This window comes from Cognatiyoonia sp. IB215446 (genome assembly GCF_033963825.1).
Classification (GTDB): domain Bacteria; phylum Pseudomonadota; class Alphaproteobacteria; order Rhodobacterales; family Rhodobacteraceae; genus Yoonia.
This window is the reverse complement of sequence record NZ_JAXBMD010000003.1, coordinates 317,966-337,571: the sequence shown is the minus strand read 5'-3', so window position 1 is coordinate 337,571 and position 19,606 is coordinate 317,966. Positions and strand designations below refer to the sequence as shown.

The window sequence follows — 19,606 nt, the reverse complement described above, 5'->3', positions numbered from 1 at the left end:
GCTTTTGAAGCGTCCGCTACCGGAGTGTGGCCACCTTAGCCGCAAGGGCGGCAACGACTTCTGAGCGGTGCCCGTAATGCCGCTCGGTATGGTGAAGAATATTAGGTTGCCAAAGGTCAGATTGCGTCTTTTTGTCAACGCGCCATGCCTCGCTGATGCCGGGAATGACGTCGAACGACCAGATGTTCGGGGCCCCCACTGCTGCGGCAAGATCGCGTTGCGTGACAGGTGGGACGATGTTGGCATCGGCCTTGCACATAATTGCGCCTAGCAAGGCAAGGTCATCTCTGAAATTCTCTTTCTTTGGGCGCAAAATGCGCACCCCGTATCTCTCTTCAATCTCTGATCGCTCCGCATCAGAGGAATTTGGATGTGTATCAAGGAAACGCACACCGCGGTTGCGCAAGATTGGCCCAAGCTCCGCGATTTGTAGAAAAGCATCTGATGGGCGGTTTGGGCTGAAATAGCTACCCCGCCACGAAATCGTAACGAGCGGTCCTTCACCCTCGAGGCCAGCTAGCACTTCTTCGGCGCGACTCTGCGCATCAGGGGTAAGGTCCAGCCGGGCGTACTGGGGTTTTACACCTGACAAAATGTTAGGTAAAACCTTGTGAAGGACAACATCATCCGCAAAGAGCACCTGATCAAACCGCTCAATGGTGTTAGCCCGGATGTAGATGCCAAGCCGCCGCGCCATTTCAACCGATCCCGCCTGAAGCCTCGGCAGATTGATCTGCGATATCTGATCCGCCCTCAGTTTCGATCCAGCGATTGGGTTTTCGATGAATTCGCCTTCAGGGAAATTCTGCACAAAGGTATTGCGCATTCGCGCATCCCCCAAGAAACCTATGGTCGCACCCTCTTGCGACAAATGCCTCCCGACAACTTGCAGTGTTCTTAGCTCATCGCCAGGACCGCCTCGGGGCAAAAGCAACACCCGCTGACCTTTGAGCGCCATACCGTTCCATGGCGAAACCTCTGACGGCAGAAGCTGATGTAAACCAGACACCAAACGCCTGAAGGCTGCGTGAGCATCTGACACCTGGCCAGCGGCGGCGCACAGTCTAAAGTGGTGCCAATTGCTCCTTAAATCGTCCCTTAAACTATTTGCGCGCCGCTCTTTGCAGGCCTTGCCTACATACTCTTGTGCTTTTTTGTACTGCTTCTTGTGCTCGGCCAGCCGAGCGTGAAGCTCCAGTACCCTATGATCCTTGGCTGAAATCAGGGAAGCACGCGCTGCATAATTTTCGGCGTCTGCTTTTGCCGCCAGCTTCAGCGCCAGCTCCGCTGCAGCCAGAACAAAATTCAGTCGTGAAGGATCAATTGCCAAAGCCCTTTCCAACTCTGTTTTCGCCGAACCATAGTTTTCCGTGTGCTGATAAAGCCTGAGACGAACCTGCGCGATCCGCAGTCGATCAGCCTTACTTGCTTCGGCATAGTCCAGCAACCGCGCCACCTCGGCATACCTTTGCCGGGATATCATGTGATTGGCGGCGTTGATTTTTGCAGTTGCTGAAGTGGCAGCATGGCGCGAAAGTACGTCACCAATCAAATCGTCGGCGGAAGCGGCACTAGCAAGCAAGGTTAGCCGCGCGACAAGAACGGTAGAGGCTTCATCGATCTCAAACCCTGCAAAAGCTGCTTTCAGTGCCCCCATCAGGTCACCTTCCTCCGCCAACAGATAGCTCAGCAACAGCAAAGCTCGTGTAGACCTTACGAACTGAGGATGCTGCAGATAGCGAATTCCAGCTTTGCTACCGCCGGTCATGCGCATAGCCTGCGCCCATTTCAACAAGACTTCCGCATTGTTAGAGCCACGCTCAACAAGCTCGGTAAGATGAACGTGTGCTTGGTCAAACTCACCTGCAAGGACATAGAGCCCGGCGAACACTGCCTGAGCACTTGGTGACAGGTGGGGATTCCGATCATGACATTTCTGCAGATAGGCAAGTGCGTCTGATCGCGAACTAGTGAGCAGAAGCAGCCTTGTGACATGCACGCAAACGTGCGGTCGGTATTTGACCTCGTCTGATAGTTGCCGATACCATTCAAGCGCTTCGCCAACATGACCTGTCGTATGGAGACAGGAAATGATGATACCCTGTTGCGCATCCTCAAATGATCGACAGTCTCGCAGCACTCTCAACCCATCGTCGGTCGCGCCCGCGGAAAGGTAAAGTCGCGCGCAGATAATCGATGAGTGGGTATCTGACTTTGGCGACGCGTGTTCGATCTTTCTGGCAAGTGCGATGGCTGCGGCACGGTCACTAGTCATGCCAACAATAAACTGAAAACCACGCTCAATCCCCAACTGCGCGATCTGCCGCGCGGCGACACGCGACAGAGGCGCAAGCAAACCCGTGCGTCCTAACCGAAAAAACCATCTGACGCTCGCTTGTGCGAGCACCTCGCGCAACCGCGTTCGCCAATGTCTAACTGGGGCATTTGGTGGGAGTGCGATAGCAGTCTGCCCGTGCTCTACCTCAAGGTGCTGCAAATATGGCGGTGCCAAATCTCCTGCGTTGTCAGAGATGAAACCGGACTGATGCAAGCGGCTCATCAGTCGTTGAATGACGGCGAAGCTCCGCACGCTCGTCCCTTTGGATTTCAATGCAAGACGCTCAAACAACAACTGTAAATCCACCGCCAGCGATGAATCATGTTCTCGCGCCTTTGAGACCGCAAGAAGGGTCAACTTGTCCTCCGCATTACCGATTGCCCGGTTGATTTCACGAAGCAAGATGCGATGTTGCCTAAACTCCCCCGCTTCGTGTGATACAAAATCTGCAAGGCTGATCGCGCGGCGCATCTTCAAATCATGGAGACCTGTTGCCGAAAATTGCTTCAGCATCGCCATGCCTTCGGCGGTAAAGCTGGATGGTATGGTTAGTTGACCATCAGTTTTGATAACTGCGGCGCGGTAACCACAATGATGAAGATATGCAGCAGTCGGGGCATCATGCGTAATAGTGATGCAGGAAGAAAGCGACACAGTATCAAGAAACGCACGCGTTGCTTCCCCGCTATCTATGGCGAAAAAATGCTCGATCCGTTGGATCGGAACACCGGGGAAACGCAACTCTATCAGTGGTTTCGTATGCGTCCAGTCAGGTGGTGTCGCACAAGTCACATCCAGATAGATGATTTTGTCTACTCTTTCATCCAATCCCGTCATGTTGCGAACGGGATAGCCAAACCAAAGGGTGATGTCCGCGAGGCTTGGGGGTTCTTCAATCAGTTCATCATCTGTTTCCCCTGTGAACTTCTGGACGCGGAACGCTAGCAGTGCTTGATAGTCAGCCATCAGACCCAACGGTGACTTCAAGATCAACCGAACCCGACGTTCCAACGCCGGTCGCTTCGCTACGACGGATCTCATCTGATGGCCATCCAGAAAGACAAACCTGGCATTCGGAATGCGCGCCACTGCTGACAATGCACCAGGCGGAAACGAACTATCGGCTTTTGCTCTGACAAAGATCATCCGGTCCTTACCCCAGACCCGGATTAATACATCTTTGACTACAGCAGTGGCGCCAAACACGACCTTGATCGTCTGACCATCGAAAAGGGCATCCGATGAAGCAGTGAAGGATACAAACTTGTTGGCCTGTAGCTTTCGAACAAGTCTACTGTATCGAAGGCGGCGCATCAGATGCATCGACCCATTCATCAAAGTGATCTCATCAATCGATCCACGAAACCCATCACATGCAAACCGTCGGCTGCCGATGCTTTAGCATTACCAGCTTTTGACTTTCTTCAACTGACGATCTGACGAGCGACGCGGACGGCGCAACAAGCTAACTGAACCATCAGTACTCTCTGGACTTGAACAACCGCGCTTGCGTGAAAAGCTTATGTTTTCGGGAACCTTCCCAACAAGTCGACTGGCGACTGCGAGCGTCGCCATCTGCCGATCCGAAGATGAATAAAAGTTGCCGGGCAGAAGTGAGCGATTCAAAAGAGCAAAACGCAATCCATCGGCCAGCCGCTGATCGACATGGCTATTGTGATCCCAGAAGCGGTCCATATCGTCCTGATGTTTGATGTCAAAGCATAGGCTTCGTCGGGAATAAATCGCTTCCCCCGCCGCGCCCAGCTTCACGCCATGTTGTAATGCCAACAGACCAGAGGTGCTGTTGATCGTCACCATACCGCAACTGGCTTTCGTCAGCGGACCAAGTTGACCATCGTCGATTATGATGAAGCGGTCAGCGATGCCATTCTCTTTTGCCAACCGGAGCAATCTGCGGCGGTCAGCAAAGTGTCCACGATCAAACGGGTGTACCTTGATCACAAGTACATGGTCTTTTGGGGCACATCTGGCAAAAGACTTCAGCGCCGTTTCAGCGATCCGTCGATTGTCCCATCCGCGCGCCGCCGCGACCAGTTGCATGTCATCATCGACTTGAAGCGGTAGAATGTAGAAACGCTTTGCCAGATGAGTCTTAAGACGATGCTCCAGAACCGCATTCTTCTTGCTGTGGAAGAGCTTTCGCATCCAGTTTCGTTGCCATAGGAAGAACTCCCGCACCAACGCCCTTTGTCGATGATACAGATGGCGTTTGAAAACGCTGGCACCGATGGCGCGAAAGACATAGTGGAAAGTCGACAGGAGAACCAAGACGGCGAACCTGCTCTGTGATCCACGCAGTCGTGTTTTTGGTTTCGGCTCTTGCAATAGTTGTTGGTCGGTCAGGTCCCTGATCGGCGAGGATCGATTGTTTCCCATCCATTCAGCTGTCACATAACCTGGACGGATGTATCCTTCTTCTAGCGCCAGTACCGGGATACCAAGTTCTTCTGCCACCATAATAGCAACGCGGTGCTGAAAACGCTCTGACCCCATCAGCAAAACTCTATCAATTCTACGCGTGCGATACAGATCGTGCATAAACGCGGAAAAACGTTCCGCTTCTTCAGTATAGCATACCTTTTCATCGGCAGAGGAGAGGAGGTATTCCGGCAATGTCAAACAGACCTGTACCGTCATGTGCCCATCGTCGCGCAAAGCTCTTGCAACATCCCGAAAGAAGGGCCCGACTGGACCCTGAAGAAGTAAGACCGACATCTTACCGGGTGTGATCAATCGTGTGATGATCCTAACTCCGGTCTAGGTCACGAAAATCCGTTTGGCGGTAGCACACAGAAACTGACATGTTCGGCACCAACACGTTCATGACACAGCCAAGTCGTTGACGGTTGTGATGACTTTTTGAGTCTCTTCTGCGGTCATTGTCGGAAACATCGGCAGGGATATCGCTTGGGCGTAGTGCGCTTCGGCAGCAGGAAACTGGCCAGATGAAAAACCAAGGCCGCGATAATAAGGAAGTTGGTGGACAGGGATGTAGTGGACATTGACGCCGATACCTGCAGCCCTTAGCCCCATAAAGGCGGCACGTCGATCTATATCTCCCAGACCATCTGGCCAATGAACCGTATAAAGATGCCTTGCGGAAACAACGTCGTGGCGACCGGATGGGCGCCCAAGCCCCGTCTCCGAAAAAGCTTCTTCATACAGCGCTGCAATCTCGTTTCTTCGAACAACATAACTGTCCAGCCGCCCCATTTGAGATGTCCCCAGCGCAGCTTGGATATCAGTCATGCGATAATTGAAGCCGAGTTCAATCATTTCATAGTACCAAGGGTCGTCAGCCTGCGCGGCAAGTCGGTCGGGCGAGCGCGTAATTCCATGGGATCGCAGAAGGGCGCATCGCTCCAAAACATCCGTCGAAGCCGACGTGATGATCCCCCCTTCGCCTGTTGTAATCAGTTTAACAGGATGAAAGGAAAAAACGGTCGCGTCGCTATGGCGACAACAGCCAACTTTGTCGGCACCGTAGCTTCCACCGATGGCATGGCTAGCATCCTCGACGACACGAAAGCCAAACTCCTGCGCCAGATCGCCAATCTGAGCCATATCGCAAGACAGCCCGGAAAAGTGAACAGGAACGACAAGATCAGGTAAACTTCCTTGTAGCGCAGCAGCCTCCAGCTTTTCTCGCAAAGCAGGGATACTGATGTTGCGGTCGCTAATATCGATATCGACAAAATCAACATCTGCGCCACAATAAAGGGCGGCATTTGCTGTTGCCGCAAAAGTGTTGGGTACTGTCCAAACCAGGCTGCCCGGACCAATATCGAGCGCCCTGTAAGCGACATGCAGCGCCGCCGTCGCGCTGGTCACAGCAATCGCGCCTGCAGCACCGCAGTATCTACTCACTGTGTCTTCGAACCGTGGGATGGCAGGGCCCTGTGTGACAAAATCCGATCTCAGGGTTTCAACGACCACCTCAATATCGGCTTCAGTGATATCCTGACGTCCGTATGGGATCATTCTGCGGCAAACTCTTTCTCGACGCCAAACGGACGAAAACTAGCATTTTCGGCAGCAAGTTGGTTATACTTTCGCACTTCCTCGACCGACAAAAAGTAGTTGTTGTCATTTGAGCGATACTCGAACTGCGGTTCGACCCGCTTACCTACGCTACCCAACGCGTTAACGGAAAAATCCGTTTCCCTGTCCCAATACTTGATCGTGGGCTCTATCACGAAATGATCTGCAAACTCCAAGGTCAGATGGCTGTCATCACGTGGGCACATCACCTCATGCAGTTTCTCCCCGGGCCGTATGCCGACGAAATCTAGCTCGCAGTTGGGCAACATGGCCTTTGCCAGGTCGGTAAGATAGACTGACGGTATCTTAGGAACGAAGATCTCCCCCCCATGCATCCGCGCGAAATTCTCAAAGACGAAGTCCACACCTTGCTGCAAGGTAATCCAGAAACGCGTCATGTCTTTGTGGGTGATTGGTAGCTTTTTCGCACCTTGATCGATCAAGCTCTGAAAGAAGGGAACGACCGATCCATTTGATCCCACGACGTTGCCATAACGAACGACCGAGAACCGCGGACCCTGCGAGCCCGTCATGTTGTTTGCTGCGACAAAGCATTTATCCGACGCGAGCTTTGACGAACCATAAAGGTTGATCGGGTTGGCAGCCTTGTCGGTTGAAAGCGCTATCACTTTCTCGACGTCACACTTGATTGCGGCGCGAATGACCATCTCTGCGCCTTGAACATTTGTTTTAAGGCACTCAAACGGGTTATATTCCGCCAATGGCACATGCTTCATCGCTGCTGCATGAATGACAAGATCTACACCTGACATCGCGAGGGTCAGCCGGTCGTAGTCCCTGACATCACCAATGAAGAAGCGCAGCCGATCCTCATTTGGAAATCGCTGTTGCAGATTGTAGTGCTTTTGTTCGTCGCGCGAAAAGATAGCAATGCGTCGAGCCTGCGTGCGATTGATAAGCGACTCAATATAGCGAACACCAAACGAACCGGTCCCCCCGGTAATGAGGATTGACTTCCCATCGAACAGGCGGTCGACATCTTGAAGTGGTGTCTCGCGCCCGAAGTCTGTACTGCTGTTCATGAGTGTTTCGCTTCAATCCTGCTTAGGTGAGTTTCTAGATCGCTAGACTGTTTCAGTGATGTGTTAGTGACACTCGGGCGTGTTAGCCTGTTCCAGTGACATTAAAAATAGCAATCATGGCAACCAGTGAAAAAGGTGTCGATCTGTTGCTCTAAGTGGTGGTGCTTCAAACAAAGACGCTCTCCATCGTTTGATGCGGCCGCAAAATCTGTAGTTCGCTCTTGAGGAGCGCAAAGAACTGCGGCGTTCTCTTCTTTTGGCTGAAGAAACACGGTTGATTTCAGCTTTTAGTTTATCACTGGCTAACATATTTTTGCCTTATCACACCAGCGAGGCAATGCCGCAATAGTATGATTGCTGGAAGGCAATCAATAGTGGGCGTTTTTTCGCCAGCCAGCTGAATATTGTCGGAGCAATTGCGCAGGTTTTTTTTCTACTGGTTGACCGAGCACCACTTGACTTGCCAAAGGGCCGCGATGCACGCCTTGCTGACCAGAACTTCGCCCAAATGAAAGTTGGTGCCTTGCGCTGTGTCCTGCATCGGCAGCATCACAAGCCCGGTGCGGTTTTCGAGGACGTCAATCGCGTCGAGTTCCGCGACTAACCCTTCCGCAAAAGCCTTGAGCCGGTCCGCATCAGCCCTGGCCAACGCGCTCAGCAGCGTTTCGTGGGGATAGGCGTCGAGCGATTGCGGATTGGGCATGGTCTAATCCTCTGATCTGGGAATAGTGAATTTGACGCGCGCGGCGGACCAGATGACCTGGCTGAAGGAAATAGGCGTGTCATCGGGCAGCGTATCAACGGCCCGTACGACAATGACCGGCATATCGGGATGCTGGCGCAGTTGCTGTGCCTCATCCGCGCGGGCGGGCCGGGCGTGGATGTGGGGCTGAGCCTGACCGCCATTTCTGCATCCAGTCGCTTGGACTCTTTTTCGGCGGCGCCCTTGCCCCGCTTGCCGGGCGCTGGACGGATCAGTTTGGCAGGCGGGTGGTGATGACAGTCGGCTCACTCGAGGCGGGAATAGTACTGATTTTGCCGTTCTTTTTAATGAGCCCCTACGGATTGTTCGTCGCGATGCTGCTGGCTGAGGCCGCCGCCATGTGCGTACTTTACAACGTCGCTTTTGCCGCTGTCGCGGGCTGGACTTGACGGTTCCCACCCAGCGCTCCATCTCGATCATCACGCTTTTGGTGGCATCGCATCGACCATCTTCTGACCACTGACCTTGTGGTTCTACACCCGCTTCGGGTGGGAGGTGTCATGGGTCATCCTTGGCATCGCGACGCTTATGATCTCTGTCCCCTTGCACCACTGCGGGCTGCGCAGCCCATTGCGCGACCTTGACGCGCCCAAACGGACCGCAAGCATTGACTGGCCAGAGCTGCAGGGCAAGGCGCGTAAGTGCGGCATGTTGTGGATGGTCGTGTCGTTTCTGTTTTCCGGCTGCCTGATCGGCGCGGTCATGACGCTGTGGGTGACGAATGTGCAGGATCTGGGGCATAGTGCTGCACTGGCGGCGATCGCGGGCGCTGTCATCGGCCCGTTCAAGACCGTGGGTCGGTTTCTCGAGATGGTCCTGAGCCGCAACATGTATCCGATGGTCATCTACATCCTGGCAATAGAGCTGATGCTGGCAGGGTTTGTCACGCTGCTGGTCGTAGGCTTCACCATACCGGGCATCATGCTGGCCGCCACCCTTTATGGCATGGGCGACGGGATCAAAACGATTGCACGTGGTACGCTGCCGCTCACGCCATTCGGACAGCGCGGCTATGGCGCGCGACTTGGCTGGATTTCGTTTCCGTCGATGGCGTAAATGCCTCTGCCCTCTTGGTCTTTGCATGGCTCACCGAGGCTTTTGGCGGCTGGTGGAGCTTTTTCGCCATGAACCTTTGCCTGTCTGTTGCAATTGTCACCTATGCCCTGATCCCGGACCCAAGGAGATTATCTCATGACCCCGCTGAAAATCGGAGCCTGCTTGACAGCCCATGAAATTGCCGATCACCGCGACTGGCTGTTCGGGGCGGACCGCGACATCGAGATACAGGAATTCTTCAGCCATGCGGCGCTGACCACCGAATTTGAGGATCGCATCGCGGCAACAAAGGCCGCACTTGACGGTCATCAGGGCCGTGTCGGGATGCATGGGCCCTTTGAAGGGCTGGATATGGACAACAAGGACCCGGAATTGCGCAGCCTGATCACCGCGCGCTTTCTCAAGTCGCTTGAGGCCGCTGACCGCATCGGCGCCCGGCAGATGGTGATGCATTCGCCCTACAACCTTTGGTACGAGAACAACCTGCACAATTACCCCGGTTATGCCGATGGGGTGCTTGAACGGATCCATGCGGTCATGGTGCCGGTGGTGAAAAAGGCCGAAGGGCTTGGCGTGACGCTAGTGATCGAGAATATCTTTGATGTGAAGCGCGGCGGCGCGAGATGATCGACAGCTTCGGATCAGACGCCATCGCAGTCTCTATCGATACCGGTCACGCGCATCTGGCGCGCCGCATGTCGGGTGCGCCGCCGGTAGACTACTTCGTGCGCGATGCCGGGGATCAACTGCGGCATGTGCATCTGCAAGACCTTGACGGCCATGCCGACCGGCACTGGGCACCGGGTGACGGGGAAATCCACTGGCGCGCGGTGTTTGAGGCGCTGGCCGATTGCCAAAGCGCGCCGCATCTGGTGCTGGAGCTGCGCAGCAAATCAGACATCCCGCGCGGTTTTGCCTATCTGGAGGGCCTTGGTGTGGCCTGCTGATCATTACGATCGCTGGAAGCTTAGCTACCTGACATCTCTGTTCTTTTTTCCGGCGTAGCCGCTATAAGCAGAATTGGCGGCCACGATTGCCGACCGACATCAAGCCAGAGAGGGGTTCAACGCATGGCACTGATCAATACCAGTGAACGTTACGGGTCGTTTACCAAGATATTTCACTGGCTGATCGTGGTGATGTTCGCCTGGCAGTATTTCAGCGGCAATGTCATGACCGGGATGGAGCGGGGCGATATCGTCGCGGGGCTCAACCAGAACAACTACTACAACTGGCACAAATCCATCGGTCTTGTGGCGCTAGCCATCGCGATTTTGCGGCTGTTGAATCGCCAGGTCGGCCAGTTGCCCGGTTGGGCACCGACGCTCACAACGGGCGAAAAGACATTCATCCACCGCGCCGAGCAGCTTCTCTATCTCGCGATGTTCGTCATGCCGATCAGCGGGTATTTTTATGTTATGGCAGGAGGCTTTGGGGTGCACCTTTTTGAGGTCTGGCGGATGCCGAACCCGATTGGCAAAGTCGAAAGCATCGCTTTCGTCGCCAAGTGGATACATATCATTTCAGGCTATGTGCTGGCGGCGGCGGTGCTGGGCCATCTGTTCGTGGTATTCCGCCATCAGTTCTTCATGAAGGACGGATTGCTGCGGCGGATGCTGCCGCAGCGCAAATCCTAGTAGCGGATCCGGTGGCAGAGCGTGGTGGGGTCGTTGAGGATGTCGCCGTAATCCGCAGTTAGCTTGTCAAACACAGTTTCGCCCGAGATCAGGGCGTCAAGGCAGGGATCGGTCAGCAGCGACAGTGCTTTGCCAAGACGGCGACGATAAGTCCAACGGGCGGCGTGATTGGCTGGAATGCGGCCCACCTGCGAACTGATGAGTTGCAGCCTGCGTTGATGGAATCGCCCACCAAGGGGTGTTTCGACGCTTTGGGTCCCGTACCAGCTGGCCTCGACAATTTTGGCCTCGATCCCAGCCATGTCGATGGCTGTGGCAAGGCCAGCACTGCTGGCTGAGGCGTGTACAACGATGTCCGCGCCCTCTTCGACTTCCCCCGGCAAAGCGAATGCGCAGCCCAGCGCCTCGGCTAAATCTCGTTTTGCCGGATCAATGTCGGCCAGTGTCACCTCGGTTCCGACAATCCGCGCGGCGAGATACCCCACCAAGGCTCCAACGACCCCGCAGCCGATGACCACAACCCGGTCACCAATGCTGATTCCCGCATCCCAAGTGATATTCAGGGCCGTTTCCATGTTTGCGGCAAGGACAGCACGTGCGGCGGGCACGTCAGTCGGCACGGGCACGGTCGCTTCGTCGGGGATCGCAAAGCGGGTCTGGTGCGGGAACAGGGCAAATACCGTTTCTCCGGCTCTTGGCCCAGTCTCAGTCTCTCCGACGGCGGCGTAGCCATATTTCACTGGAAAGGTGAACGCGCCCTCCTGAAACGGGGCGCGCATGGTGTCGTGCTCGCTGACGGGCACCTGCCCGCGATAGACAAGCCGCTCCGTACCGCGACTGATTCCGGAAAACAGTGTGCGGACCGTAACATGATCGGGTTGGAGGTCAGGGACAACATCCCTGACCTCCACCTGCTCCGGCCCCGTGATCCAAAGGGCTTGCGCCTGCCTCACAACAAATGGCCTGATTTCAGGGCCTTGACTGCCAGATAGTTCTGGTTGTGCACGTTCTGCCCGACGCGCAGCGGCACCTGCTCGGTAATGGTGATGCCGTTCGACGCAAACACACCGACTTTCGCGGGGTTATTCGTCAGCAAGCGGACATTGTGAAAGCCAAGGGTGCGTAACATGCTGGCGCCTACCCGGAAGTCTCGTTCATCATCCTCAAACCCCAGCCGGTGGTTCGCCTCAACCGTGTCAAAGCCCTGCGATTGCAGATCGTAGACCCGCATCTTGTTGGCCAGCCCGATCCCGCGTCCTTCCTGGTTGAGATACAGCAGCACGCCTGACCCTTCAGCGCCCATCTGCGCCAGGGCCACCTGCAATTGCGGGCCGCAATCGCATTTCAAGCTGCCAAGGACATCGCCTGTGAAACAGGCCGAATGCAGGCGCGAAAGGACGGGTTGCGACCGGTCGGGATATCCGATTTCAATCGCGTAATGCTCGGCCCGACCGTTGGGGTCGCGAAAGACATGAAGCTGGGTCGTATCATGCGCCTCAAGCGGCAGAGACGCCGCGGCGACCGGTGCCAGCGCTGGCGCATGGGCCAGATGTTGCAGAGCGACATATGCCTCCAATGGGATCAGTGACAGATCGTGCATTGGGTCACCACCTGCATCAAACAGCAAGGCGGCGGGGAGCAGTTCACCCATTTTGACCAGCTGGACCGCCAGTCGCGGAACAGTATCGTCACCCTGCCGCACAACATGTAGCGGGCCAAGAAGCGCGCCGGGTTTGTCGAATTGCGTGTCGGCCAATCGCGTGTACCAATCAAGCTCCGCGTTTTCAGGCGGCCTGATCCGCACGGGCTGTTCGGCGATGTTTGACGCTGCCGCTGCGGTCATCACGGTTGCGGCGCGGCGCGGCGTGATCACTAGTTCCGGCGTGCCAAAGCGCGCCATCAAAGCGTCGAACCGTGCGGGGTCCAGCGTCTCAATCGCGACGGCCACATATTGCTTTTCGGCATGGCGCAGGAGGCACGGCAGACCCATCCGAAGGTCCCCAGTGGCGCGGGCGACCAGTTCACGGGGTGTGGGTGCAAGTGCGTTTGCGGCTGTTTGGTTAAGCAATGGTCTTGTCCTTTTCAGTCGGCTTCAGGCACCAATCGCGGCCAGATGGCCACGGGCATGCACTTGCGCTTGCGGTTTCAGTTCGCAGTCAAACACGATGTCTGACCCGAGGTTGTAGGCTTGCATCTTGGGTCTGCGCGCGGCGGCGAGTGTGCCGACGGGCGAAGTGGTGAGCGATTGCGGCCCAGACCCGATCAATAGGGGGGCGACGGAGATATGCAGACGGTCGAGCAAATCAGCCTCAAGAAACTGGGCAATCGTGATCCCGCCACCTTCGATCAGGATACGCTTGAAACCGCGTTCCGTGAGGGCAGCGAGGATCGACTTGGGGCAAATCCAGTCGGCCCGGTCGAGTGTGATGACTTCGACACCTTCAGGGCGCTCCTTGTCCACGGCCTGAATGATGATCCGGCGTACCGACGCATCCTGCAGAAGCTTCGCATCGTTCGGAAGCCTCCCATCAGGGTCGATAACCACACGCGCGGGGCTTTCACCATCGGCGAGCCGCACCGTCAGGCGCGGGTCGTCATGGAGCGCTGTCTTCACGCCAATCACTACCGTGTCGGCGATGGCACGCAACCGGTGCAAATGCGCCAACCCATCAGGGCCAGAGACATCCTGCGCATCTCCGGTCTCTGTCGCGACGCGGCCATCAAGCGATTGGCCGATCTGCGCAAAGACAATCGGTGTGTCACAAGGGGCAGTCAAAGCGCCGTAAAGGGCGCTTGCCTGCATCTCTGCTTGGGTCCAGTTGCTCGCCGCGAGTGTCAATTTTCCCGATTTCACAGCACGTATCCTTTTCCAGACTCGTTTGGTTACGTCTACCTGCTGCATTTTATTCTCCCTTTTTTCAGGAAAGTTCTGACACTGACCGTCTCAATGCGGTTTTTGCGGGATCGCAAGCAAGTCCGTATGCCCAATGACGGCATGTGACCGCGCAAGGTCTGCACGACGTTTGGTTACCCAGTCTGGTGCCTGATGACTTCCGCATTCCTGTGCCGCTTCCGCGATACCTGCGATCAGCTGGGCATGCAAATCTGCCTCTGCCGCACCAAGTTGCCAGGGGCTGTCGGCCAACGTCACATCAAAGCCATGTGCGCGCAGGATTTGCGCAGCAAGTTGCCCCGATTGCGGGCCCATCGCCGGGCCAATCCCCTTATCAGTTTGCTGATGTTGATTGAAAGCGTGCGTGATCGTGGCATCGACATCAAGCGCTGGTGACCAGCGCATAGCACCGTCATAGTTCAGTGCCGCGTAAAACGGGATCATCGCCTCTTGCAGGCGCGCGGCAAGCCGGGTCATCCATTCCGTCGGCATCAGATCAAGCAGAGCCGAAGCTGTCACCAGACTGACCTCGTCAAGCGGCAGATCATCGATGTCGCGCAGGTTCATCGTGACACATTCCGATGCCGGATGCCGCGCATGCGCGATATCCAGAAGCGCTGCATCGCCATCAACGAACCGCCAGGTGGCGCGGACATCGCCAAAGGCGCGGGCGGTTGACCCGGTGCCGCTGCCCAGATCCAGCACAACAGCATCCTGCCCTGCGAACGCCGCCGCGCGCGCAAGTAAAGCGTCGTCGCGTGCCGCCAAATCGACAGGTTCCCGCAAGGCCAGCCAGTCAGCCGAAAACCCCATCCTAAATATCCGCCTCGTACCAGCCACGGGCAATGTGGCTTTCCTCAAGCGAGACCTTGATCCGGCGCACGCGTCCGCCGCCGCCCAAGCCGGTGTTCAGCACAGCCTCGCGCAATTGCTGCCAGATATGGTGGCAAAGGAATTCAGTTGTGGTGATCTTGCCTTTGAACTCCGGGATCTCATCCAGATTGGCGTATTTCAACGGGGCGAGGGCCGCTGACAAAGCCTCTGTCGCGAGGCCAATATCCACCACAAGCCCATTTTCATCGAGGTCTTCGGTAAAAAACGCAGCATCCACCACGAAAGTGGCCCCATGCATGCCCTGCGCCGGACCAAAGACAGGCGATGGCAGGGAATGGGCGATCATCATGTGATCGCGGACTTCAACGGCAAACATGGGCCACTCCAACATTTTGATTTGAATTGAACATAGTACGATCTCTTTCCTTCTGTAATTTGCGCGCCATCATTGCACCGACGGCGGATGCGCGTTGATCGGAGATGTTTTCCAAGGGGCCTGATCATGGCGCAGCAAGCCAACTTTTCCTGCATCAGCTGGAACATTCACCGCTGTCGCGGCAATGATGGACGTTTTGATCCGGCCCGGACCCTGCAGGTGCTGGTGGATGAGGTCTGGCAGGACGGCGTTGATGCCCTGATCCTGCAAGAGGCAGACGAGGAATGCCCGCCCCATGCGGGGCTTTTGGATATTGCGAGTGTCGAGGCTGCGACGGGGCTGCGCTACGCCCATGGCGCGGTTGAACAGCGCTGGGCCCCTCGCAGTCATGGTTTTCTCGGTGTGATCATGTTCTTGCGCCCTGATATCGCGGTGCGAAGGATGTCGCTCGTCGATTTGCCCGGTCATTGCCATCGCGGCGCTGTTGTCGCTGATCTGACGCGCGGGCCGAAGCAATTCCGGCTGATCGGCACGCATTTGTCCTTGTGGCAGGGGCTGCGGCTGGCACAGTTGCGCACGATCAGCCAGCATGTCTTCCGGCAAGCGCCACTGCCTGCGATACTTGTCGGCGATTTGAACGAATGGCGTCCATGGGGCGGTCTGGCCCTCTCGCCGCGCCTGTTGGGAAATGCGTTCAAAGGACCAGCCAAGCCAACCTTCCCGATCTCGCGCCCAGTTCTGCCGCTTGACCGCGTGCTTGCCACCGATCCGGCGAAGGTTAAGACGACGTGCGTTCTTGACGGGCCAGGCATTCGCATCACCTCGGACCATCGCCCGCTTTTGGCGGAAGTCGCATTGCCGGGTTGAACCAAGCCGCATCACACGCCTCCGTCCCGGGCGGGCGTCCAACGGTGCAGCCAGACGGGGCTCAGTGGGGTGCCGTCGCTGCCGCGCAAGCTGACGCGGATTTCGGCGGATTGCAGGTCGCCGGGTGAGAACAGGAACGTCATGCGTGTGGCGCTCTGACCCGGCAAAGCAAATGTGCTCTCTCCGGTGATCTCGGCTCCGTCGTTGGTGGAGGCCACAAGCATCGTATCATCAGCAGGCGCAGCCACGTCGATGACATAGCGCCGAAACCCGGGGCGATTGTGTTCGCGCCCGCTGCGCGCTTGCAAGATCGTAGGCAGGTGACCCAGATCCGGCTGATCGCGTGTCCATGTCAAGCGGTAGTCAAAGCGATACTCTTGTCCCGCCATCAAAGCATTCTGCGGACGCCAGAAGGCCACGATGTTGTCCATGAACTCATCCCCCGTGGGCAGTTCCACAAGCATCACGGCCCCCGCACCCCAATCACCTTGCGGTGTGACCTTGGCAGAGGGGCGGTCATGATAACGGGCCTCGGTATCCTGAAAATCCTCGTAACGCCGCGCCGTCTGGTAGAGGCCAAAGGATTTGGGCGACACATCCCCGAAGGCCGAAGTCTCAACGTTGCGCGGGTTGGCGATGGGCCGCCAAAGATGTTCGCCCGCACCATTCCGGATCACCAGCACATCGCTGTCATGCACGCGCGGGCGGAAATCGTCGGACACAGCCGATAGCATCGGACCCTTCAGGTACATCGATGTAAGCGGCGCAATCCCGATATCTGCAATATCCACGCGCGGGAAAATCGTCGTGGAGATCGCCATCTCCGTATTCCGGCCGGGATAAAGCGTCATGTCCAGATGCCCGGTCAGTGAGGGGCTGTCGATCACGCCTTCGACCCGCACCGCGTCGCCCTCTGCTGCATGCATACGAAGATGCACGAAACGCGGGAATTCCTCAGCCTCTGGTCCGCCGGTGCCAACCGCAACCGTGCGGGCGGAAAGGCCGTACACCATCGCTTCGCCAATCGCGCGAAAATAGCTCGCGCCCTGCATCACCAGCACCTCGTCCATGCGGTCAGGTGCATTCAGCGGATAACGCAGGCGCATCCCCGTAAACCCGGCACCGGGGCTGGTTTCGGGGATGTCGTCGAAATAGCGCGGCTCGTAGCTGAAAACCTGCGGGCTGAATGCAATCTCTTGCAGCCCATCGGGTGTCATGCGGTCCACTTTGACCGGGTCGGGAAAGTAAAGACCGGGCGGGAGCAGGTCGACCGCAAACCGATCGCCATGCGGCAGACCGGCAGTCACACCCTCAATCGGGCGGATGCCGCGGAAGGCGTCGTAATCGAGATCGGCGAAAGGTGCCGAAAGCGGGGTGGTGTTGGGCACATAAGGCTCGTCACGCAACGCGCGCGCCGCCTTTAGCAAGGACAGATCGGGGGCGTCCTGCGCCATCACCCGACTTGCTCCAAACGCAATGAATGCGGCAGTGCTTTTGAGAAATGTGCGACGTTTCATGACACTATCCGATCCAGCGATGGTACAAGAACTGGCGCGCTCATCAGCGGCAAATAGACCAATGCCAGCCATGGTGCACCAGCGATACCGCTTGTCAGTGCAAAGGTGAAAATGAGCAAGCCAACGCCACATTCGACCAAACCGGACGGGATGTGCAAACCGGATTGCCGCCCCGACTTCCATCCGCAATCCCGGCCCATCAGGATCGCACAGACGGCCATGGCGTGACGCAACAGGATCAAGGGTGCGATCAGCGCAGAGACGACGAGTTCCGCCAGAGATGCGCGCAAGATCACCCCGCGCCGCGCCCAGGTCCGGGCTTTTGGCAAGAGGTCGATCAGCGCGCAGATCTTTGGAGCCAGCAAGGTCGCCGCCACCAACAGAACCGGTGCAAAACCAGAAACCGAGATCACACCCGCGCTGAGGAAAGCGACGAGGATCAGCCAGATCGGCCCCGCGACATAGCTGAAAATCCCGGTGACAAAGTGAAACCGGCTGAGCCAGTGCAAGCCCGGTTGGCCCAAGAGGCGCAAATGCTGAAGATTACCCTGACACCAGCGCCGGTCGCGGCGGAAGTACTCGCCAAGCGTTTGAGGAGCGTCTTCGGCGCTACCCTGAATGTCAGGGGCGACTTCAATGTCCCAGCCAGCGCGACGCATCCAGGCTGCTTCGACAAAATCATGGCTGAGGATTGCACCACCCAGCGGCGCACCGCCGGGGAGTCGCGGCAAAGGGACAGCCTCATGGAAAGCCGCCACCCGAATGATCGCGTTGTGCCCCCAATAATTCCCAGTATCCCCTGACCAGGCCGCAAAACCGCGTCCGAAATTGCGTGACAAAAGGTGGGACGCGATCCGCTGATGCCTGCCAAAGCGGGTGCGACCGGGGATCAGCGCGATCCCGGCCTGCAGAAGCCCAAGGCTGGGCCTTTGCTCCATCCGCCAGATCATCTCTTTGATGCTGCTTGCAGTCATGCGGCTGTCGGCATCCTTGACGACCATGTAAGCGAAGCGATCCCCATGCGTATTCATCCAGTCAGCGATGTTGCCGGGTTTCTTGTCTGTGTTCACCTGCCTGCGCCGATAGGTGACAAGCCCCGCATCAATGAGGGGCTGCAGCGCCTCCTCTTCCATCCGGATGCGTTCGTCACCGCGCGTATCAGAGAGGACAAAGATCTCCGTTTGGTGAGTAAGAATAGCCTTTGACAAAGCCCGGCCAAAACCTTGCAGATAAGCAGCAACCGGCGCTGGTGCCTCACCGCAAAGTGTGATCAGGATCGCCGTCTTCCCTTGGGGTTGCCACGCTTCGGGTGCTGCGACCGCGCGTTTGGTGGGCACAAAAAGACCCAAGATCGCGGTCGCGGCACCGCCCGAAATCCAGATCGCATTGACCAACGTCAGAACGGATATCAGCAAAGCCGCCACATTCCAGTGATCAACCGAGAGGACGAAGGCCGCGAAAACCGCCAGCGCGATTGCGAGGTTCAGCCCGACAAACGCAAACCGTGGCGAAATACGCAGACGGCGCGAAGCAAACGGTGCTTTAGTGATGTGTTCGACAACCGACACGTTCAAATCCTCTGATCACTCTGTCATTTGCCGGTGCGCCTGAAAGCCTCGCACCGACCGTTAATCACGCAGCTTTGGAAGGCCTCACGCGCCCTTGCCGACCGGTGGCCACATCCGCGTGAACACGCCATCCTTGCGCACAAGGCCATGGAAACATGCCGCCCCGATATGCATCACGACCAGTGCCGTGATCGCGTAAGCTCCGTAGAAATGGACCATCTTCGCCGCCTCAGCCAAAGCTTCCGAGCGCGGCACCAATGTCGGCATCCCCAGCGCATCCAAAGCCTCGATCGGAAAACCACCCGCCCTCACGCGGATGTAGCCTGCCAGCGGCATGACCAAGAGCAACGCATAAAGCCCGAAATGCGCTATGCGCGCCGCGAATTCCTGCATCGAGTCAAGTTCTACTGGAGCCAGGTTCGGCGGGTTCCGCCACCTGTTAAAGAGGCGCACAAAGATCAGGATCAGCAAGAGAACACCGATGTTCTTGTGGCTGATGAACATGGTGTTCTGGACCGGGCGGCTCCACCCGTCCTGTACCATCAGAAAGCCCACAACGATCATGCCAAGGATCAGAACGGCCATGATCCAATGGATCAAACGGGACGTTCCACTGTACTTTTTTGTTGTCGTGGTCATGATTTGCGCTCCT

20 protein-coding genes are annotated in these 19,606 nt (G+C 56.9%); 6 read left to right on the top strand and 14 right to left on the bottom strand.

Features of this window, described 5'->3' with window-relative positions; all coding sequences use genetic code 11:
• Window positions 1-16: 16 nt before the first annotated feature.
• The 6 genes from SLH49_RS15740 to SLH49_RS15715 form a co-directional block, all read right to left on the bottom strand.
• Window positions 17-3,661: a hypothetical protein gene (locus SLH49_RS15740; RefSeq protein ID WP_320270111.1), complete on the bottom strand. Its 3,645-nt coding sequence runs from the start codon at window positions 3,659-3,661 to the stop codon at window positions 17-19.
• Window positions 3,662-3,742: 81 nt separating this feature from the next.
• Window positions 3,743-4,996 (bottom strand): hypothetical protein, encoded by a 1,254-nt coding sequence (locus SLH49_RS15735; protein ID WP_320270110.1) that lies wholly within the window; start codon window positions 4,994-4,996, stop codon window positions 3,743-3,745.
• 183 nt (window positions 4,997-5,179) lie between these two features.
• Window positions 5,180-6,340: a UDP-4-amino-4,6-dideoxy-N-acetyl-beta-L-altrosamine transaminase gene (pseC, locus tag SLH49_RS15730; RefSeq protein WP_320270109.1), complete on the bottom strand. Its 1,161-nt coding sequence runs from the start codon at window positions 6,338-6,340 to the stop codon at window positions 5,180-5,182.
• The gene (gene pseB / locus SLH49_RS15725) at window positions 6,337-7,443 is read right to left on the bottom strand and encodes a UDP-N-acetylglucosamine 4,6-dehydratase (inverting) (protein ID WP_320270108.1); all 1,107 of its coding nucleotides are present in this window, start codon (window positions 7,441-7,443) and stop codon (window positions 6,337-6,339) included. Before pseB ends, pseC begins: the two co-directional genes overlap by 4 nt.
• Before the next feature lie 433 nt (window positions 7,444-7,876).
• Complete coding sequence (locus SLH49_RS15720) at window positions 7,877-8,146, bottom strand: phosphonate C-P lyase system protein PhnG (RefSeq protein ID WP_320270107.1); 270 nt, start codon at window positions 8,144-8,146, stop codon at window positions 7,877-7,879.
• A 3-nt stretch (window positions 8,147-8,149) separates the two neighbouring features.
• On the bottom strand, window positions 8,150-8,287 hold the full coding sequence (locus tag SLH49_RS15715) for a hypothetical protein (RefSeq protein ID WP_320270126.1): 138 nt from the start codon (window positions 8,285-8,287) through the stop codon (window positions 8,150-8,152).
• A gap of 5 nt (window positions 8,288-8,292) precedes the next feature.
• Between SLH49_RS15715 and SLH49_RS15710 the strand changes: the two genes are divergently transcribed.
• From SLH49_RS15710 to SLH49_RS15690, 5 genes are all read left to right on the top strand, one after another.
• Window positions 8,293-8,595, top strand: coding sequence for a hypothetical protein (locus SLH49_RS15710; protein WP_320270127.1), 303 nt, complete (start codon window positions 8,293-8,295; stop codon window positions 8,593-8,595).
• Between the two features lie 76 nt (window positions 8,596-8,671).
• Window positions 8,672-9,262 (top strand): hypothetical protein, encoded by a 591-nt coding sequence (locus tag SLH49_RS15705; RefSeq protein ID WP_320270106.1) that lies wholly within the window; start codon window positions 8,672-8,674, stop codon window positions 9,260-9,262.
• A 135-nt stretch (window positions 9,263-9,397) separates the two neighbouring features.
• Window positions 9,398-9,889, top strand: a complete 492-nt coding sequence (locus SLH49_RS15700; RefSeq protein WP_320270105.1) for a TIM barrel protein — start codon at window positions 9,398-9,400, stop codon at window positions 9,887-9,889.
• Window positions 9,886-10,209, top strand: a complete 324-nt coding sequence (locus SLH49_RS15695; protein WP_320270104.1) for a sugar phosphate isomerase/epimerase family protein — start codon at window positions 9,886-9,888, stop codon at window positions 10,207-10,209. Before SLH49_RS15700 ends, SLH49_RS15695 begins: the two co-directional genes overlap by 4 nt.
• Before the next feature lie 123 nt (window positions 10,210-10,332).
• Entirely contained in the window at window positions 10,333-10,899 is a 567-nt protein-coding gene (locus tag SLH49_RS15690) for a cytochrome b (RefSeq protein ID WP_320270103.1), read from the top strand.
• Here SLH49_RS15690 and SLH49_RS15685 read toward each other — a convergent pair.
• The 5 genes from SLH49_RS15685 to SLH49_RS15665 all read right to left on the bottom strand — a co-directional run bounded on the left by SLH49_RS15685 (window position 10,896) and on the right by SLH49_RS15665 (window position 15,002).
• A complete protein-coding gene (locus SLH49_RS15685; RefSeq protein WP_320270102.1) occupies window positions 10,896-11,852 on the bottom strand; it encodes a zinc-binding alcohol dehydrogenase in 957 nt (318 codons plus the stop codon). The genes SLH49_RS15690 and SLH49_RS15685 overlap by 4 nt on opposite strands.
• Window positions 11,849-12,889, bottom strand: coding sequence for a GTP cyclohydrolase II (gene ribA, locus SLH49_RS15680; RefSeq protein ID WP_320270125.1), 1,041 nt, complete (start codon window positions 12,887-12,889; stop codon window positions 11,849-11,851). The genes SLH49_RS15685 and ribA overlap by 4 nt, the downstream gene beginning before the upstream one ends.
• A 102-nt stretch (window positions 12,890-12,991) precedes the next feature.
• Window positions 12,992-13,753: a RibD family protein gene (locus SLH49_RS15675; protein WP_320270101.1), complete on the bottom strand. Its 762-nt coding sequence runs from the start codon at window positions 13,751-13,753 to the stop codon at window positions 12,992-12,994.
• A gap of 90 nt (window positions 13,754-13,843) precedes the next feature.
• Window positions 13,844-14,605 (bottom strand): class I SAM-dependent methyltransferase, encoded by a 762-nt coding sequence (locus SLH49_RS15670; protein WP_320270100.1) that lies wholly within the window; start codon window positions 14,603-14,605, stop codon window positions 13,844-13,846.
• A 1-nt stretch (window position 14,606) separates the two neighbouring features.
• Window positions 14,607-15,002, bottom strand: coding sequence for a 6-carboxytetrahydropterin synthase (locus tag SLH49_RS15665; RefSeq protein ID WP_320270099.1), 396 nt, complete (start codon window positions 15,000-15,002; stop codon window positions 14,607-14,609).
• Between the two features lie 126 nt (window positions 15,003-15,128).
• On the opposite strand from SLH49_RS15665, the gene SLH49_RS15660 reads away from it, so the two are divergent.
• Window positions 15,129-15,869, top strand: a complete 741-nt coding sequence (locus SLH49_RS15660; RefSeq protein ID WP_320270098.1) for an endonuclease/exonuclease/phosphatase family protein — start codon at window positions 15,129-15,131, stop codon at window positions 15,867-15,869.
• Between the two features lie 11 nt (window positions 15,870-15,880).
• On the opposite strand, the gene SLH49_RS15655 is transcribed toward SLH49_RS15660, so the two are convergent.
• The 3 genes from SLH49_RS15655 to SLH49_RS15645 all read right to left on the bottom strand — a co-directional run bounded on the left by SLH49_RS15655 (window position 15,881) and on the right by SLH49_RS15645 (window position 19,593).
• Entirely contained in the window at window positions 15,881-17,386 is a 1,506-nt protein-coding gene (locus tag SLH49_RS15655; RefSeq protein ID WP_320270097.1) for a glucan biosynthesis protein G, read from the bottom strand.
• Complete coding sequence (gene mdoH, locus SLH49_RS15650) at window positions 17,383-18,954, bottom strand: glucans biosynthesis glucosyltransferase MdoH (RefSeq protein ID WP_320270096.1); 1,572 nt, start codon at window positions 18,952-18,954, stop codon at window positions 17,383-17,385. Before mdoH ends, SLH49_RS15655 begins: the two co-directional genes overlap by 4 nt.
• A gap of 84 nt (window positions 18,955-19,038) precedes the next feature.
• Window positions 19,039-19,593: a cytochrome b gene (locus SLH49_RS15645; protein ID WP_320270095.1), complete on the bottom strand. Its 555-nt coding sequence runs from the start codon at window positions 19,591-19,593 to the stop codon at window positions 19,039-19,041.
• Window positions 19,594-19,606: the final 13 nt, after the last annotated feature.